Annotated in this window: 18 protein-coding genes, 3 tRNA genes and 1 pseudogene; 14 read left to right on the forward strand and 8 right to left on the reverse strand. The window is 44.2% G+C overall.

Going from position 1 to position 17958, the window contains the following annotated elements; all coding sequences use genetic code 11:
* Positions 1–44 precede the first annotated feature (44 nt).
* From MAE_RS15770 to psbU, 4 genes are all read right to left on the reverse strand, one after another.
* Entirely contained in the window at positions 45–1115 is a 1071-nt protein-coding gene (locus MAE_RS15770; RefSeq protein ID WP_041804156.1) for a glycosyltransferase family 4 protein, read from the reverse strand.
* The gene (locus MAE_RS15775) at positions 1112–2206 is read right to left on the reverse strand and encodes a HEAT repeat domain-containing protein (RefSeq protein ID WP_041804157.1); all 1095 of its coding nucleotides are present in this window, start codon (positions 2204–2206) and stop codon (positions 1112–1114) included. The genes MAE_RS15770 and MAE_RS15775 overlap by 4 nt, the downstream gene beginning before the upstream one ends.
* A gap of 206 nt (positions 2207–2412) precedes the next feature.
* Entirely contained in the window at positions 2413–4080 is a 1668-nt protein-coding gene (gene nadB / locus MAE_RS15780) for an L-aspartate oxidase (protein ID WP_012266474.1), read from the reverse strand.
* Between the two features lie 192 nt (positions 4081–4272).
* Positions 4273–4680, reverse strand: a complete 408-nt coding sequence (gene psbU, locus MAE_RS15785; RefSeq protein WP_012266475.1) for a photosystem II complex extrinsic protein PsbU — start codon at positions 4678–4680, stop codon at positions 4273–4275.
* A 478-nt stretch (positions 4681–5158) separates the two neighbouring features.
* On the opposite strand from psbU, the gene MAE_RS15790 reads away from it, so the two are divergent.
* From MAE_RS15790 to MAE_RS15815, 6 genes are all read left to right on the forward strand, one after another.
* Positions 5159–5794, forward strand: coding sequence for a peroxiredoxin (locus MAE_RS15790; protein WP_002761158.1), 636 nt, complete (start codon positions 5159–5161; stop codon positions 5792–5794).
* Positions 5795–6251: 457 nt separating this feature from the next.
* A complete protein-coding gene (locus tag MAE_RS15795) occupies positions 6252–7439 on the forward strand; it encodes an RNA-guided endonuclease InsQ/TnpB family protein (RefSeq protein WP_012266477.1) in 1188 nt (395 codons plus the stop codon).
* 467 nt (positions 7440–7906) lie between these two features.
* The gene (locus MAE_RS15800; RefSeq protein WP_002796877.1) at positions 7907–8203 is read left to right on the forward strand and encodes a ferredoxin; all 297 of its coding nucleotides are present in this window, start codon (positions 7907–7909) and stop codon (positions 8201–8203) included.
* Between the two features lie 137 nt (positions 8204–8340).
* Positions 8341–8425 (forward strand) — tRNA-Tyr (locus MAE_RS15805).
* An 8-nt stretch (positions 8426–8433) separates the two neighbouring features.
* Positions 8434–8505, forward strand: a tRNA-Thr gene (locus MAE_RS15810).
* Positions 8506–8863: 358 nt separating this feature from the next.
* Positions 8864–11872, forward strand: coding sequence for an alpha-mannosidase (locus tag MAE_RS15815; protein ID WP_012266478.1), 3009 nt, complete (start codon positions 8864–8866; stop codon positions 11870–11872).
* Here the strand turns inward: MAE_RS15815 and psbN (MAE_RS15820) are convergent.
* Positions 11869–12000 carry a photosystem II reaction center protein PsbN gene (gene psbN / locus MAE_RS15820; RefSeq protein ID WP_012266479.1) on the reverse strand — a complete coding sequence of 44 codons (132 nt, stop codon included), beginning with the start codon at positions 11998–12000 and terminating at the stop codon, positions 11869–11871. The genes MAE_RS15815 and psbN (MAE_RS15820) overlap by 4 nt on opposite strands.
* Positions 12001–12378: 378 nt before the next feature.
* Between psbN (MAE_RS15820) and MAE_RS15825 the strand changes: the two are divergent.
* A pseudogene (locus MAE_RS15825) lies at positions 12379–13002 on the forward strand (carbonic anhydrase); the annotation flags it as partial.
* A gap of 49 nt (positions 13003–13051) precedes the next feature.
* Here MAE_RS15825 and psbN (MAE_RS15830) read toward each other — a convergent pair.
* Positions 13052–13183, reverse strand: coding sequence for a photosystem II protein N (psbN, locus tag MAE_RS15830; protein WP_002799553.1), 132 nt, complete (start codon positions 13181–13183; stop codon positions 13052–13054).
* Positions 13184–13476: 293 nt separating this feature from the next.
* Here psbN (MAE_RS15830) and MAE_RS15835 point away from each other — a divergent pair, with 293 nt between their 5' ends.
* Entirely contained in the window at positions 13477–14325 is an 849-nt protein-coding gene (locus MAE_RS15835) for a carbonic anhydrase (protein ID WP_012266481.1), read from the forward strand.
* On the opposite strand, the gene MAE_RS35780 is transcribed toward MAE_RS15835, so the two are convergent.
* Complete coding sequence (locus MAE_RS35780) at positions 14326–14454, reverse strand: hypothetical protein (RefSeq protein ID WP_269453924.1); 129 nt, start codon at positions 14452–14454, stop codon at positions 14326–14328. It lies immediately after the preceding gene.
* Between the two features lie 99 nt (positions 14455–14553).
* Here MAE_RS35780 and rplS point away from each other — a divergent pair, with 99 nt between their 5' ends.
* The 6 genes from rplS (at position 14554) to rplA (ending at position 17263) form a co-directional block, all read left to right on the forward strand.
* Positions 14554–14916 carry a 50S ribosomal protein L19 gene (gene rplS / locus MAE_RS15840; protein WP_002738040.1) on the forward strand — a complete coding sequence of 121 codons (363 nt, stop codon included), beginning with the start codon at positions 14554–14556 and terminating at the stop codon, positions 14914–14916.
* A gap of 101 nt (positions 14917–15017) precedes the next feature.
* Positions 15018–15090: transfer RNA gene (locus tag MAE_RS15845), tRNA-Trp, on the forward strand.
* Between the two features lie 124 nt (positions 15091–15214).
* Positions 15215–15451, forward strand: a complete 237-nt coding sequence (gene secE, locus MAE_RS15850; protein WP_002761141.1) for a preprotein translocase subunit SecE — start codon at positions 15215–15217, stop codon at positions 15449–15451.
* Positions 15448–16065, forward strand: coding sequence for a transcription termination/antitermination protein NusG (nusG, locus tag MAE_RS15855; RefSeq protein ID WP_002796880.1), 618 nt, complete (start codon positions 15448–15450; stop codon positions 16063–16065). Before secE ends, nusG begins: the two co-directional genes overlap by 4 nt.
* A 3-nt stretch (positions 16066–16068) precedes the next feature.
* Positions 16069–16494: a 50S ribosomal protein L11 gene (gene rplK / locus MAE_RS15860; RefSeq protein ID WP_002735897.1), complete on the forward strand. Its 426-nt coding sequence runs from the start codon at positions 16069–16071 to the stop codon at positions 16492–16494.
* A 55-nt stretch (positions 16495–16549) separates the two neighbouring features.
* On the forward strand, positions 16550–17263 hold the full coding sequence (gene rplA, locus MAE_RS15865; protein ID WP_002796882.1) for a 50S ribosomal protein L1: 714 nt from the start codon (positions 16550–16552) through the stop codon (positions 17261–17263).
* Positions 17264–17642: 379 nt separating this feature from the next.
* Here the strand turns inward: rplA and MAE_RS35145 are convergent, their stop codons facing one another.
* The gene (locus tag MAE_RS35145) at positions 17643–17795 is read right to left on the reverse strand and encodes a hypothetical protein (protein WP_231859634.1); all 153 of its coding nucleotides are present in this window, start codon (positions 17793–17795) and stop codon (positions 17643–17645) included.
* Positions 17796–17958: the final 163 nt, after the last annotated feature.

Consider the following 17958-nt stretch of genomic DNA (forward strand, 5'->3'; position numbering starts at 1 on the left):
CTATGCTAGGCTAGATTTAACCAGACTAAACCAAGAGAGCCTATTTATTTTTTGCGAGCAAAAATTTCTTCAAACCAATTAATAGCTCGATTTGCCAAAGCTTCTAGGGAATATTTTTGCTCGACTACTGCACGACAAGAATATCGATCGATCCGGTCTAAATTTTTAATTCCTGTAACTAATCCCTCGATACTATCGGGTTCAACTAAAAAACCAGTTTTTCCCTCTTCAATAATTTCTACCGGACCACCGCGACGATAGGCAACTACGGGAACACCACAGGCTAAAGCTTCAATAGCCACGTTACCAAAAGCCTCAACCCAGCGCGGGGTCATCAACAGGCCAAAACAGTCGCCTAGCTCTTTTTGTAGGCTCCCGGTGGGCAAAAACCCGCGATAATCGACTAAATCGAAACTATAGGTATCCTGTAAATTTTGCCAGTAGAGAGGATCGGAAATATGACCGAAAACCCGTAAAGGGACACCTAACTGTTGACAAGCTGCGATCGCATCTTCCAAAGCCTTTTCCGGGGCAATCCGTCCCACCCAGGCTAGACAGGGGGAAGGATCGTCCCGAAACTGATACAAAGATACGTCTAAACCATTAGCCAAACAGCGATAGGGGGGAGAGAGGGAGAAAGTTTCTGCTTGGGCAAGGGTGTGAAAAGCGAGTAAATGGGGAAAATTGCTGTAGGTTTTTTCAATAATATGATCCATCGCCAAAGAAACGGAAGCCATGCTGACTAAATGGGCGACGGGAGTGGCAAAAAAAGGAGTGAGATAAAAAGGGAGCCAATCGTAGGCAAAATTAACAATTAAATCGTACTGATTTTGTACCTGTTGGGCGTAGTGCCACATATTGGCCAAAACGGCATTTTCGGGCATTAAAATCGGGGCTTGCCGGCCCTGACTTTGGGCGGAAATCTGGGCATTTCCTGCTATAGTGATTAAGGGAATATCATGCAACTGCGAGGCTTCTGGAGCCACTACCCGCACCGGATAGCCTTGCCTGGTCAGAGTGCGAGCGAGATTATAAAGAGTTAATTCTACGCCACCGCCGCCCCCCGAACCCAAAAATCCCACGGGGGTGGAGAGAAATAACAGTTTTCGACTCAATTTTGCACCTCTGTGGGTGTGGTTTCAGTGAAGGAAGTATCCTGTACGTCATCATCTTCCGGTTCACCAGTGGTTTCTAGGGGAGCAATATCTAAACGGGGCGGTAATTGCAGATTTAACTGTCTGATTGCCCAGCGTGCTGTTTCTTGCACTTCTTCATCGGAATCATCGAGGGCATGACAAATTAATTGACTGATCTGAGACATGATATCGTAGAGTCTGGTTAAATCCCGGATAGCATTTTTCCGCACTTGGGGATTTTTATCCTGGAGGGAGATAGCCAAAGCTTGGTTCATCGGTCGCAGGGAGCGGGTACAGATTTGAGCGAGGGCTTCTAGGGTTAAACTACGTTCGTAGGAATCCCCATCCACCATACTATCGACTAAAGGCTGCATTGCCCTAGAATCGGACATTTGTGCCAGTTTCCAAACCGCCCGTCTACGGGTACGAGGATCGTTATCGCGAAGACTTTCAATTAAACGCAGGATTAAGTCTACGTTCGGGATACGGGAGGTAGCTTGTACGGGCAAAGAAGGCTCGAAATCCTCTTCACCACTGCCATTAATGTCACTGCCCGTTTTGGTGTCCGCGTCGAAGGAATTGCCATTGCCCCTAGAAAAGTTGTCGAGTGGGTTTTTAGGATTGACGTAAGTTGTCTTTTTGCGGCGTTTTGAGGCTTTGCCCTTAGGACGATATTGAAAGAAAAGCGATAGTAAAGCTGCCAATAAAGCGATGGATAACAGAGCCGAGCCAGCAATTAACGGTATTGGTGAAGTCTCATTTCCGGCGGCTGCGTTGGCGGCCGCAGCGTTTTGACCTAGATACTTCTGCATATTAGCGATCGCATTTTGAGCAAATGTATCGTTCGGACGTTGTGCCAGAGCTTGTTGAAATTTTTCTAGGGCGAGTTGGTAATTTCTTTGGGCTGTAGCTTCGTAACCAGCTTTCATCAACTGATCGTAAGTGGCCACAGTCTGGGGTTGCTCTAACCTAGGTGGAGTTTGAGCGTTAGCCGTGGGTAAAGTCTGGAAATTATGACCCCAACTGCTCACACCGATAGCTAACAAAAATAGGAAATTGGGTTTGATCATAGAATTTATGTAACTGTTTAGGGGTAGGTAACAGTATGATAGCCTAAAAGCCATAAATGACAAGCACTGAACCCCAGAGATGGGTCATAGACCACAATAATGGGGAAAAGCCACCAGTCACCATTGGGCAAATAGTGCCGCTACTGGGATCGGAGAGAGAGTCCACTGTTCAGCCCTCAGAGATTATCTGTGAAAAACTGGCTTAATTAAGCTTGCACAGGAGTTTTGCGCCATGTTCGACCTTGAATAGTCGTGTGGAATTGCCAATTAGCCACAGTTTCTGGATAATCGCCCCGATAGTGACCGCCTCGGCTTTCTGCTCTTAATAAGGCACTTTCCAGAATTAAGTCGGCGATATCTAAAAGATTTAATGTCTCGATCGCTATCCTTATTTCTAACTGCACCGAGGGACACAAAAATAATTGTCCTTTGTCGGGGAGAAGATTCTGGAGAAATTGGCCCATCTTTAAGGATTGTAACTGTTGTTTCCACTGATGCACCCGTAGGATAGCAGTTTCTAACTCATTTTGAAATCGGCAAATTCCCGCATTTTCCCACATTAAAATCGGTAATTCTCTCCGTACTTTTTGCCAGTATTCCTGTTCTTCCTGCCAGTTTTCCGCAATTTCTAAGGGTTTTTCTGGTCTTTCCCCCACCAAGTTTTCTGGCTCTAGACCTATTTCAACTAAATTTGCCGCAAAGACAATACATTCCAAAAGAGAATTACTGGCTAAACGATTAGCACCGTGAACACCCGTACTGGCCGCCTCGCCGATCGCATACAAACCGGGTAGAGAAGTGCGGGCGTTTAAATCGGTAGCCACTCCTCCCATCCAATAGTGAGCGGCGGGGGCAACGGGAATCACATCTTCAAACACATTAATGCCCCATTTTTGACAGATGCGGATAATATTGGGGAAACGATAACGCAGGCGCTCCGGTTCGATCGGTCTTAAATCTAGATATACTTTGGCATGGGCGGGATCGTCGGAGGTTTTTTGCAAATGGCTAAAAATCGCCCGACTGACCACATCCCGGGGGGCCAATTCTCCAGCCGGATGATAATCGAAGGCAAAACGCCGCCCCTGGGCATCAATTAAATGCGCTCCTTCGCCGCGCACCGCCTCACTAATTAAAAACCGCGGTGCCCCCGGCACAGTCAAAGCGGTGGGGTGAAACTGAAAAAATTCCGGGTCGCGAATCACTGCCCCAGCACGCCAAGCCAGGGCGACTCCATCCCCGGTGCTAACGGCGGGATTAGTGGTTTGGGCGTAGACTTGACCGCCGCCTCCCGTAGCCAGAATGACTGCTTGCGCTCGCAGCCAACAGAGATGATCTTGATGGAGTAAACAAATACCTTGACAGCGTTGCCCTTCCGGGTCAAGCCAGAGTTTCAGCGCGATCGCTTGGGGAATAATGGTAATATTGGGGCGCTCGGTCACTTTTTCCATCAGGGTACTGACGATCGCTCTCCCCGTGCGATCGGCTGCGTGCAGCACCCTGGCCTGGGAATGGGCAGCCTCAAGAGTGCGGGCTAAGTCATCTCCAGAGCGATCAAAACTAACTCCTAACCGCAGCAAATCAGCGATTGCTTGGGGGGCCTTCTCGACTAAAAACTGCACGGCATAGCGATCGCATAAGCCCGCCCCAGCTTTCAGGGTATCTTCTAAATGGAAAACGGGGGAATCTGCCGGGGAGGTGGCCGCCGCAATTCCCCCCTGCGCCCAATCACTAGCCCCAGTTTTTAAATCTTCTTTGGTAATTAAACCCACCTTTAAGTTAGGGGGTAAACACAGCGCGGCATACAATCCCGCCGCTCCCGATCCCACCACTAACACATCTTGATAACTCGGCAGTTGCGAGGAAACGACCATTGAGGGATGAATTGATAAATTCTATTTATTCTAGCATTCCATTTCTCTATAGCTCTGGCAAAAATCGCCAGTCTTTCCCTTGGGGCAGTATGCCAGATTCTTTCTTTTGCCTCTTGCCTTCAGAAGCTGATCACTGAAAAAGGTGAGCGATCGCCCACCTAGTAATTTTTTTTAAACCGTAATTAATTGGATTTAGTAAACTCCGGGGTTAAAACGGTCATCACCCTCGATAAATTCTTTAGAAGGCTCAGTAACGGTAAATTTCTCCAGATTAGCCTGTAAACGCTCTTTTTGAGTGTCCGAGAGTCCGGGGATATTGAGGACATCTTCCACTTCTTCGTAGGGGGCGTTTTTGATGATTTTACCAGCTAAATTGGGATAGAACCCTCTCAAGTCCCGGAAATCGCGAATATCACTGTTATTGAGGTCGATTTTCGCCCCAAATTCTGTGGTTAGTTTGGCATCGGCCGCATTTAAGACGGCCACAGGAAGAGAAGGAAGGGCGATCGAGGTGAGATTGAGAGCTTGAGCGGGAACTTTGCCCCAAAAACTCCCGATAATCAAGGCAATTACCGCCAGCAGACGAACAAGATTCTTCATTGCAGTTGTGGTCTCCTAAAACCAAGGCAAATTAACGATCAGGACAAGAAATTAAGCCGTCAGCTTTCCGACTAGGCATAGGGTGGGTAGTTGGGATTTGCCACCGCAGCCTAGGTATTAGCTGAACGCTGATAGCTAGTTAAAAAAGTTATATCATGCCATTAGACCAGATCATAACCTAGTTTGCCCCCCTAGGGGAAGGGTTTTGCGGTTTTGGGGTTTGATCACAAAGAACAAGTTGGTTAGGACAATCTAAATCGCTAAAACCCTTTTCTGGCAAGGATTTTCCTGCTGCCATCTGGCGGCTGCTACAGTTGAATTTCCCTATCTCCCTATCTCCCCACTTCCCCCATTTCCTCATTCCCCTATCCCCTAACCCAATTATTACAAATCCCTAAAATTATCAATGACGAACAGCACTCCTATGGCATCATAGACTGTTGCTTGTCTTGAAATACATAATAAGGAAGACACAATTATGGCTCTCCAATTGGGTGATATCGTTCCAGATTTTACACAAGATTCTAGTGAAGGTCCGATTTCTTTTCACCAGTGGGTAGGAGATAGCTGGGTGGTGCTGTTCTCGCACCCGGCTGATTATACCCCCGTTTGTACCACGGAATTAGGTACGGTGGCTAGTCTTAAGTCAGAATTTGAGCGACGTAATGTGAAAGTGATCGCTTTGAGTGTGGATAGTGCCGAATCCCATCGGGGTTGGATTAATGACATCAACGAAACTCAAAACACTACCGTTAACTATCCGATTATCGCCGATGGCGATCGCAAAGTGTCCGATCTCTACGGCATGATTCACCCCAATTCCCTCAACAATCTCACGGTACGTTCGGTGTTTATCATCGATCCCAACAAAAAATTACGTTTAACCATTACCTATCCTGCCAGCACGGGACGCAATTTTAACGAGATACTGCGGGTGATTGACTCCCTGCAGCTCACCGATAACTATCAAGTGGCTACCCCCGCTAACTGGACCGACGGCGGCGATTGTGTGGTGGTTCCCTCTATTCCCACTGAAGAAGCTCGTAGCAAATTCCCCAAAGGAGTTGAAGAAATCAAACCCTATCTACGCATGACTCCCCAACCTAATAAGTAGGGTTTGCGGCAAAAAGTTTTTCCTGGTGGCAGGGTGTGGGGTGTAGGGTTTTACCAGTTTTGAGGTGGCCAATTACCTAATTTTCAGGGAAAAAGTGCCTAAATTTCCCCCGATCACTCCCATATCCAGTACTTTTTGATTGACAAAAGGTCTAAAAGTCTTACCCAACAAGGTTTTTAGCTTTATTCAGCCAGCCCTAATTAGTGACCGGTAATCAGTGAACCAGATCCTGGAAAACTGGCAATCCGAAAACCATAAAGTCGTCAGGGAGGGTTAGCCATCCGTTTTAACGGGTGGTAGCCCTGGCAACAGGGGATTTATCTCCCTCTATCATTTATTGGTTTGATTGTCAATATATTTTTTCATCGGAAATTTTGGGTCTGAAACCCCGCCGTTTTACGGCGGCTTTACTGTTAAATATTAGAACATTTACGAAATATATGCTAAAATGTCAGGTATGGAAAAAGCCTATTCTTACCGATTTTACCCCACACCAGAACAAGAGTCGCTATTGCGGCGCACATTGGGCTGTGTAAGATTGGTTTACAATAAAGCTCTCCACGAACGAACACAAGCTTGGTACGAAAAGCAAGAAAGAGTAGGCTACGCTCAAACTTCTTCAATGTTGACCGATTGGAAAAAGCAAGAAGAATTAGACTTTCTCAACGAAGTTAGCTGTGTACCTTTACAACAAGGCTTAAGACATTTACAAACAGCTTTTACTAATTTCTTTGCTGGTCGGACTAAGTATCCTAACTTTAAGAAAAAACATCAAGGAGGAAGTGCCGAATTTACCAAATCTGCTTTTAAGTTCAAAGACAAACAAATCTATTTAGCCAAATGCACAGAACCCTTACCTATTCGATGGTCAAGACAAATACCAGAAAGCTGTGAACCAAGCACAGTAACAGTCAGATTACATCCCTCAGGACGTTGGCATATTTCAATTAGATTTGATGACCCAACGATTAAGCCTTTACCAGTAACAGATAAAGCCATTGGAATTGACTTAGGAATTAGTAGCCTCGTGATTACCAGCGATGGCGATAAAGTGTCTAATCCCAAGCATTTTAAAAAGCATTATCGGAGACTGCGAAAGGCCCAAAAAAGCCTTTCTAGAAAACAGAAAGGGTCAAAAAATCGGGAAAAAGCAAGAATCAAAGTAGCCAAGATTCACGCTCAAATCACCGATAGCAGAAAAGACCATTTACATAAGCTAACCACTCAATTAGTTCGTGAAAACCAAACGGTTGTGGTTGAGAACTTAGCCGTCAAGAATATGGTCAAAAACCCGAAATTATCTCAGGCAATATCTGATGTAAGCTGGGGAGAAATTACCCGACAATTAGCCTATAAATGCCGTTGGTATGGAAGAAATTACATCGAAATAGATAGATGGTTTCCTAGCTCTAAAAGGTGTAGTAATTGCGGGCATATTGTCGAAAAGATGCCGTTAAATGTTCGAGAATGGGATTGTCCAGACTGTGGGACTCACCATGACCGAGATATTAACGCCAGTAAAAATATTTTGGCCGCAGGGCTTGCGGTGTCAGTCTGTAGAGCGACCATAAGACCAGAACAGAGTAAATCTGTTAAGGCAGGTGCGGAACCCCGCAAGGGAAAGAAGCAGAAACCTAAATCGTGAGGTTTGGGAATCACCGTCCGTTTACGGCGGTGAGGATGTCAAAGTTTTCCTAGATGTGTTACCGGCAGTAGTGCCGAAAAGCAATTTCTTGGCTGGGTTAAAGACAATTCATCGACATATATCTTAACTATAAGTTAAACTAATATTTAACAAAAATCGGCTTAAGACGAAAAAAACGATTAGCATTATAGCTCCAAATGCTTAGTAGTGGTTAGTTTAGCTAGATTGTAGAGGGATGAAATTATCTAGAGATCGAGCAAGGAGCGTCAAGAATTCTGGGTTAGATCTATAAGTAAATTTTATTTTAAGTTTATTTAAGACTGTCATTACTAATGCAAGGCTGAGTCAGGCAGATTTTCCCGTAGTATCAAAAATGAAACTCGCTCCAATCGTTCAATCTGACTACGAGCGAGAGGCAATTGTAGAGACTGCCGCTTTCACTAGCATTTAATTAAGAGGAACAACCGATGGCAACTTATAAAGTCACCCTGATAACACCCGATGGCAACCATGAAATTGAGGTTCCCGATGATGAGTACATTCTCGATATAGCTGAAGAGCAAGGAGTGGACTTACCTTATTCCTGCCGCGCAGGAGCTTGCTCCACCTGTGCAGGTAAACTTGAATCCGGTACTGTCGATCAATCCGATCAATCCTTCTTAGATGACGATCAAATTGAAGCGGGTTATGTCCTCACCTGCGTCGCCTATCCTACCTCTGACTGTGTGATCCTCACCCACCAAGAAGAAGCTGCTTTGAAGTAATCTCTCTCCAGATCGTCAGAAAACTCCCGTTAAAGCCATGGCTTTAATGGGAGTTATTTTATGGCTCAAAAATTTTTTTCCCTAAACACTTGTGTGTTTTAGCTAAGGGTGCTATGATTGTTAATCGTGGAATTAATGGGTCGGTGCCCGAGTGGTTAATGGGGGCGGACTGTAAATCCGTTGGCTACGCCTACGCTGGTTCGAATCCGGCCCGGCCCACCACGATCAATGCCCGTGTAGCTCAGTGGTAGAGCACACCCTTGGTAAGGGTGAGGTCATGAGTTCAATCCTCATCACGGGCTTTCTCTTTCCTGCTCATTCTCAATCAACAATTGAAGGATGAGATTGAGTAGGGTCTCCTGAATAAATCTAAAAACCTTGTTGGATAATATTTTTAGGCTTTTTTGAAATCAAAAAGTACCGGCCATTGGAGGGATCGGGGGGGAAATTTAGGGACTTTTTCCCTGAAAATTAGGTAATTGACCCCCTGAAAATGGTTAAAACCCTACACCCTACACCCCACACCCTACCTCCACCGAAAAACTTTTTGCCGCAAACCCTAAGTAAGTCTTCAGCACTATTGCGTTAACAGAAGTTCTCCCCTAGCCCAATTAGACATCGATCGCTTAAAATAGTCAAAATTACCTTATTTGTTGGCTCATGTCTCCCCTGGACAACATCGCTAAACTGTCTCACCTCACCCGCAGAGATGTTCAGAAAAATTGGTTTATCGCTACAGCAGCGGGAAAACCAATTCAACCCGTCACCCTCAATGAAAAACAATACATTATTTGGCCTGCCGGCAGACAAATCCAATATCTAACTCAAAAAATTATTGTCCCCGAACATTTAGCCGGTTATCCTTTAGAGGGAATGGAACTGAGATTAATCTTAACTTGGTGGGCGGAAGATGTCAAAATTTATGTTAATAATCAATTTATCCAAGCAGGAGACCTCTTTGATTCTTCCACGCGCATTTTACTTTCTAACTCGGTCTCTACCGGTCAAGAAATCTTTGTTACTCTCCGTTTAGTCAGTCCCAATCATGATATTGGTGGTTTGATGAAATCGCAGTTAATCTATGAATATAGCCAAGCTATCGATCCTAGTTTTGTCGCTGATGAATTAACCATTCTCCATAATTATCTACAAACTTTTTATCCTGAAAACTTAGCGGCTTTTACCGCTACTCTCGATAATATTGACTGGGATAATGTCACCAACAAAGATAAATTTAATCGCTCCCTAGAATCAATTCGTCAATCCCTACAACCCCTCGCTAAACCGCTCAAAGAACGCAGTTTTCATCTTCTCGGCCACGCACATTTGGATCTGGCTTGGTTGTGGCCGTTGGCAGAAACTTGGCAAGTGGCAAAAAACACTTTTATCTCGGTTTTAAACCTGCAAAAAGATTTTCCTGCCCTCATATTTGGTCATTCTAGTCCCCTAATTTACGAATGGATAGAAAAACATCATCCTGACCTGTTTGAAGCAATGCTAGAGGCATATAAAGGGCAATCCTGGGAACTTTTGGGCGGGATGTGGGTAGAACCAGAAGTCAATTTAATTTCTGGGGAATCCCTATTTCGACAGCTGCTTTATGGACAAAAATATTTTCAAGAAAAATTTGGACAAATCACTGAAACTGCTTGGCTGCCGGATACCTTTGGTTTTCCCTACCAATTGCCGCAAATTCTTAAATCCTTTGGCATCAAATATTTTGTAACCGGGAAACTACATTGGAATGATACGACTAAATTTCCCCACGGTTTTTTCTGGTGGCAATCTCCCGATGGCAGTAAAATTCTTTCCCTCATGTCTCCTCCCAATGTTGCTGGAGTTATGGATACTAACCCAATTATTATGACCGATCATGCTCTCAATTGGGAACGGCAAACCGGCTTAAAAGAGATTTTTTGGTTGCCTGGTGTTGGCGATCATGGCGGCGGTCCGACTCGTGATATGTTAGAAGTGGCCCAACGTTGGCAAACATCTCCTTTTTTCCCCCAGTTAAAATTTAGCCAAGCAACAACTTATCTGGACAGTCTGGAGACAAGTAATCTCCCTATCTGGGATGATGAATTATATCTAGAATTCCATCGGGGTTGTTATACTACCCACGCCGACCAAAAGGCTTATAATCGTTACTGTGAAATCCTCTTGTATCAAGGAGAATTATGGTCTTCTCTGGCTAATATTTTACTAGAGATTCCCTATCCGAAAGTCGAGATAGAATCCGCCTGGAAAAAGGTTTTATTAAATCAGTTTCATGATATACTGCCTGGTACTTCTATACCCGAAGTGTTTAGGGATGCCAATCAGTTATGGCAGCAAGTTATCAGCACAGGTGAAGCAATTTTAGATCAAGCTTTACAAGCAATTGCCACTCAAATTAATTTACCTAATCCCCCCCATCCTCAAGCAAAACCTTTTCTAGTTTTTAATTCTCTTAACTGGGAAAGATCCCAGGTTATCTCTTTAGCTGTAGAATCTGTAAATTGCTCGGTTTATGACTTAAATAATTGTCTCTGTCCTTCGCAATTATCCCACGACAATCACCTATTATTTCTCGCTGAAAATATTCCTGCTGTGGGTTATAAGTTATTTTGGTTAGTTCCCAATCAGCAAGCAACCGAGAAAAATTTAACTAACTGCCAATTTATTTTAGATAATGGCTTGCTTAAAGTTACTATTAACTCGGAAACGGGGGATATAGATAGTATATTTGATATAATTAATCAAAAAGAAATCCTGCAAGCTGCGGGGAACCAATTACAGGGATTTAAAGATCAAGGGCAATATTGGGACGCTTGGAATATCGATCCGAATTATCAACAATATCCCTTACCTAAAACAGTATTAAAATCGATCGAATGCTTAGAATGTGGTCCCTTGCGCTGGCAGATTCGCGTGATCAGAAGTTTAGCTGATTCGGAATTTTGTCAAGATTATATCTTAGAAAAAGATTCTCCTATTCTCCAGATTAAAACTATTGTTAATTGGCAGCAAGAACATACTTTAGTAAAAACCGCTTTTCCTCTTACCCTAAACAGCGATTTTACCACCTATGAAATTGCCTGTGGTGCGATCGAGCGTTCCCACGAACCAGAATCACCAAAATGGGAAGTTTACGGTCATAAATGGGCGGATTTAACCGATACAGAGGCAAACTACGGGGTTAGTCTTTTAAATAATAATAAATATGGCTATGATGCTACTAACCGGCAACTGCGATTAACTCTGTTGAGAAGTCCCCGATGGCCCGATCCCGAGGCGGATCTGGGGAAACAAGAATTTACCTATGCAATATATCCCCATCAAGGTAACTGGAAAACGGCGAAAACTGTCCATCACGCTTGGCAGTTAAACTCACCTGTCACCGTTGTTTTTATTACTAATTCTTCTCAATCAAACCAGTTGCCACCCGTGGCACAATGGTTAAAATTCTCGGCCGATAACTTAATTTTAATGAGTTTAAAACAAAGTGAAACATCCTTTCGGGGTTGGGTAATGCGCGTTTATGAATGTCAGGGAGAAAACGCTGTTATTGATTGGCAAAATCAATTACAATTAACAATAAAAGAATCGATCGACGGTTTAGAAAGAGCGATCGATCCCGTCGAGCAACTTTTTCCTTGGCAGATAGCTACATGGTTATTAAAGAATTAATCTTCGTGATCTTCAAAAGGATCGCTTAATTCTGCAGCTGGCGGTCCAAAAGCGGTATAAAGAGCTAAAACGGTAATCCCCACCAAAGCGGCAGCGATCGAAATACCCAAAATTGTTGCAGTTTCCATAGAATAAAATTTGCTTAGATACAGTCTGTATCTTATCTTAACAAAATATAACCGATCTCGCCGCCGATAGCGATCGCTAATCGGGCTGGTTGAGGGTAAGTGCATCTTAACAATCCTTGACAAAATGAACTTTATGTGAGTTGCCTACCCACGATTCAGACATATTTGAGGAGAATTTGCCATCTCAATTGTTAAGCAACAATCGACCAAATAGGTCGAGTTCGTAACTATTCTGATGGACTGGTATCACTGGAAATGCCCACGCGGATCACAAAATTGGCCAATTGTCAATAGCGTTTGAGATGCTCTCACCCTGGCCCGACAATGTTCTCAAAGGATCAACTAGAATAGCGATCGAACTAAACTAGAAAAATTATTATGAAGAAACTCCTACAGGGACTAGAAAGGTTTCAGAGTGGTTATTTTGATGAACATCGGCAATTATTTGAGCAACTCTCCCACGGACAAAAACCGAGAATCCTGTTTATTACCTGTTCCGATTCCCGTATCGATCCTAACCTAATTACCCAAGCGGAGGTGGGGGAATTATTCGTAATTCGTAATGCGGGAAATATAATTCCTGCCTACGGGGCAACCAATGGTGGTGAAGCTGCATCTATAGAATATGCTATCAACGCTCTCGGCATCGAGCAAGTGATTATCTGCGGTCACTCCCATTGTGGAGCGATGAAAGGTTTGTTAAAATTGCAAAGTCTGGCCGATGAAATGCCTTTAGTTTACAATTGGTTAAAGCAAGCAGAAGCTACTCGACGTTTAGTTAAGGATAATTATCAAGAACTAGAAGGAGAAGAACTAATCGAGGTGACAGTAGCAGAAAATGTTCTCAATCAGTTAAGTAATTTGCAAACCTATCCAATTATTCGTTCCCGATTACATCAAGGTAAATTGTCCCTACACGGTTGGATTTTTCGGATTGAAACCGGTGAAGTTTTGGCCTACGATCCCATCCTACACGATTTTGTCCCTCCCCAGCGATCGATCCCGTTGAGCAACTTTTTCCTTGGCAGATAGCCCCATGGTTATTAAAGAATTAATCTTCGTGATCTTCAAAAGGATCGCTTAATTCTGCAGCTGGCGGTCCAAAAGCGGTATCAAGAGCTAAAACGGTAATCCCCACCACAGCGGCAGCGATCAAAATACCCAAAATTGTTGCAGTTTCCATAGAATAAAATTTGCTTAGATAAGCTGTACTGAATTTAAACTGCGTATTGAAAATTTTAGTACAAATGCTAAAACTGCTTCTCCCTGCTCCGCAGCTCCAGCGCTCCCCTGCAATCTTAACGAGTAATTTAGATAGTCAACAGCTTACAGTCTGTATCCTATCTTAACAAGATATAACCGATCTCGCCGCCGATAGCGATCGCTAATCTGGCCGGTTGCATTGCTGTTATCTCATGCCCGATAATGCTGAAAGGATCGACTCAATAGCGATCAAACTAAACCAGAAAAATTATTATGAAGAAACTCCTACAGGGACTAGAAAAGTTCCAGAGTGGTTATTTTGATGAACATCGGCAATTATTTGAGCAACTCTCCCACGGACAAAAACCGAGAATCCTGTTTATCACCTGTTCCGATTCCAGGATCGATCCTAACCTAATTACCCAAGCGGAGGTGGGGGAATTATTCGTAATTCGTAATGCGGGGAATATAATTCCTCCCTACGGAGCAACCAATGGTGGTGAAGCTGCATCTATAGAATATGCTATCAACGCTCTCGGCATCGAGCAAGTGATTATCTGCGGTCACTCCCATTGTGGAGCGATGAAAGGTTTGTTAAAATTGCAAAGTCTGGCCGATGAAATGCCTTTAGTTTACGATTGGTTAAAGCAAGCAGAAGCTACTCGACGTTTAGTTAAGGATAATTACAAAGAACTAGAAGGAGAAGAACTAATCGAGGTGACAGTAGCAGAAAATGTTCTCAACCAGTTAAGTAATTTGCAAACCTATCCAATTATTCGTTCCCGATTACATCAGGGTAAATTGTCCCTACACGGTTGGATTTTTCGGATTGAAACCGGCGAAATTTTAGCCTATGATCCCATCCTACACGATTTTGTCGCTCCCCATAGTAAAATTACCCATCCCGAAGCAGAAGACAATTTACCCTCTAGTCGTCATCTTCCCAATAGTCATCCCTTCAAGATTTCTGAGGATTATATCCGGACTAATGCGGACGTAAAAAAAGCGACTCCTGCGGTTAATACTGTGGCGAAAAAGAATGGCTCCTCAACCCAAAAACCGGGCTATAATTATTTAGATCCCTCCCAAGCTGATCGCATTTATCGCGGTTCGAGAAGTTAATTAGGGATTAGAGAAATTCTCTAGAGATGTGCTTATTACCGTCTCTAGAGTGGCAGTTAAGGGCAAGAGCCTTCCCGGTTGATAATGACCGTAATCCGGGACAATCACCCTAACATCTGGTGACAGCATCGGCAAGTCAGCAACGCTCAGTGTTAGGAAAGCTAATAGCTATTGCTTTTTACTCAAAAAATATGGTATGATGGAAAACTGTCAGTTTTACGAAAGCCGATGAAAACGGAAGAGATTATCAAATCAATCGAAGCCGAGTATCTCAAGAGCGATCTGCCCATTATCCATGTCGGTGACACGATCCGGGTAGGGGTGCGAATCGTTGAAGGAGATAAAGAGCGGATTCAGCCCTACGAGGGCATTGTCATCGCCAAACGCCATGGCGGTATCAACGAAACGATTACAGTACGCAAAGTCTTCCAGGGTGTGGGAGTAGAAAGAGTCTTCCTGCTCCACTCGCCGCGGGTTGCCAGTATCAAGATCATCCGTCGTGGTAAAGTACGTCGGGCGAAACTCTACTATCTGCGCGATCGGGTTGGCAAAGCCACCAGGGTACAAGAACGTTTCGATCGCCCTCTCTAAAAATTTTCCGGCGACAGCCTAACCAAGAAAGTTGCTCAATCGCCAACAACTACGCTATAATAAATAAAGGCCTTAAAAAAGCCAAATAGTTTAGCGAATGGGCGCTCTTAGTTCAGTTGGTAGAACGCAGGTCTCCAAAACCTGATGTCGGGGGTTCAAGTCCTCCAGGGCGCGTTTGGTAATCACCAAGCCGATAACTGCAAAGGACATGATCTAAATGTCTGGGGGTTAGTGTGGGTTGTCCGGTGAAAATGATAAGTTAAGGATAGCTTGAGTATCATTTTAAGGAGTAGCGATCGTGGCCAAAAAAGAAACCCTAGAAAAAGACACGAGCGACAAGAAAGAGGGAAGCTCCTTTCAGGTCAAGGAATTCGTCAATGAAAGCAAAGAAGAACTCGCCAAAGTCGTCTGGCCTTCCCGTCAGCAACTTTTGAGTGAATCAGCGGCCGTGATGTTAATGGTGACTTTGGTAGCCACTCTCATCTATCTGATCGATAAATTCTTTGCCTGGGGTGCGGGGAAGGTGTTCCCATGAATCTAGAAGAAGAACAGTTTCCCGAAGAAGTCAATCTCAGCAACCTACCGAAAAAACCCCGTTGGTATGCCGTGCAGGTGGCTTCTGGTTGTGAGAAACGGGTCAAAGCTAATTTGGAACAGCGCATCCACACCCTCGATGTGGCCGATCGCATTCTGCAAGTCCAGATTCCCCAAGCGGCCACCGTCAAAGTCCGCAAGGATGGTTCACGGCAACATGGCGAGGAAAAAGTCTTCCCCGGTTATGTCCTGATCAAAATGATCATGGATGATGACGCTTGGCAGGTGGTAAAAAACACCCCCCACGTGATCAATTTTGTCGGGGCCGAACAAAAGCGCCACTACGGACGCGGCCGCGGTCACGTCACCCCGCTACCCTTGAGTATGTCAGAAGTCGATCGCATCTTCAAACAAGCTCAGATTCAAGAACCCGTCGTCAAAATCAATATGGAAGTTGGCGATCAAATCTTGGTTCTATCTGGTCCATTTAAGGACTTTGAAGGGGAAGTGATCGAAGTTAGTCCCGAGCGCGGCAAACTCAAGGCCCTGCTCTCCATTTTTGGTCGGGATACCCCGGTCGAATTGGAATTTAATCAAGTCGAAAAACAAAACTAAATCATGGCTAAAAAAGTCGTCGCAATTATTAAACTAGCTTTACCTGCTGGTAAGGCTAACCCTGCTCCTCCCGTGGGTCCTGCTTTAGGTCAACACGGGGTGAATATTATGGCGTTTTGTAAAGATTACAACGCTAAAACCGCCGATCAGGCTGGGATGATCATCCCTGTGGAAATCTCCGTTTTTGAGGATCGTAGTTTTACCTTTGTCCTCAAAACTCCCCCCGCTTCCGTTCTCATCCGCAAAGCGGCCGGTGTGGAAAGAGGTTCCAACGAACCCAACAAGAAATTTGTCGCCACCATTACCCGCGACCAATTACGGGAAATCGCCCAAACTAAAATGCCCGATCTTAACGCTAACGACATCGAAGCGGCCATGAATATTGTGGCGGGAACGGCCAGAAATATGGGTGTCAAGATCTCAGACTAAATCTTATTTCGGGGAGAAGTTAAGCTTCGTTATTACCCAAGGAGCAACAAATCAGATGGTAAAAAAAGTTTCACGACGTTTGCGAGATGCCCAGGCTAAGGTAGAAAATAAAGCCTACGAGCCATTAGAGGCACTGACATTATTAAAGGAATTAGCGACGGCGAAATTCGACGAAACCGCCGAAGCTCATATTCGTTTAGGTATCGATCCTAAATATACCGACCAACAACTGCGGACAACGGTAAGTTTACCCAAAGGAACCGGACGCACGGTGCGAGTAGCGGTCATTACTCGCGGGGAAAAGGTACAGGAAGCGAACAACGCCGGGGCCGATATCGTTGGTTCGGAAGAATTAATCGAAGAAATCGCCAAGGGGATGATGGATTTCGAGGTTTTGATCGCCACCCCCGATATGATGCCGAAAGTGGCTAAATTAGGTCGTCAACTCGGTCCGCGGGGTTTAATGCCTTCACCGAAAGGGGGAACCGTAACCACGGATTTAACCGGGGCAATCGCTGAGTTTAAAGCGGGTAAATTGGAATTCCGGGCCGATCGCACCGGTATCGTTCACGTTCAATTTGGTAAAGCTTCTTTTAGTGCCGAGGATCTGTTAGTCAATTTGAAAGCTTTACAGGAAACGGTGGACAGAAACCGGCCTTCCGGGGCCAAGGGGCGTTACTGGCGCACGGTTTACGTTTCTTCCTCCATGGGGCCATCGATTCAAGTGGATATTAGCGCCCTGCGGGATCTGAAATTAGCAGAAGGTTAATAACAGTTATTTTTTCTGAAAAAGCCTCCAAGTGATTGGGGGTGTTTTTTTGGGATTTTATCTATTCTAAGATCATTGATTTTCATTTTTGGGTTCTTCTATAATCAATACAGCCTGATAGGGAGCATCTCACTTACGCGATAAGTAATTATACTTAGCCTAAAAGCCACTCTTAATCGTGTCTTGGAACGAAATAGAGGCTTTTAAAGACTGCGTACATGGAGAATTAAAACAAGAATTACCCTCGAAAAGCCTATTTTTCCACTAAGTATTTATGCTCATTGCAAAGGTGAGATGCTCCCGCCTGATATTGTCCTTCTGTTAAATTTGAGGGAACTTGTACGGTTAATTGACCTTCATTGTTAACGAATGCTTCAACTTAAATGGTTTTCATGTTAACATATCTCTCTTCATTTTCTCCTATAATTTTAACGGTAGAAGCATCCTTATCGGCTAAAGATCGAGCATACTTTCCTCTGACTGCACTTTTTAAATGAGACTCCGTTAAAACCTGAGAATAATCATCTAACATTTCATCCTTTATCTTTGAGGGGATCATTGATTACTTTGTTCGTAGATTTTTCTTTCATGTTTAGTTACTCTCCTACCCGCATTTCTCACAAACTGAATTAAGAACCTAATTTGGAGGTTAAAAGTTGGTGTTTTTCAAAAATAAGAGAAACCCGCTTAGTTAT

It is taken from the genome of Microcystis aeruginosa NIES-843 (genome assembly GCF_000010625.1).
GTDB classification, from domain to species: Bacteria; Cyanobacteriota; Cyanobacteriia; order Cyanobacteriales; family Microcystaceae; genus Microcystis; species Microcystis aeruginosa.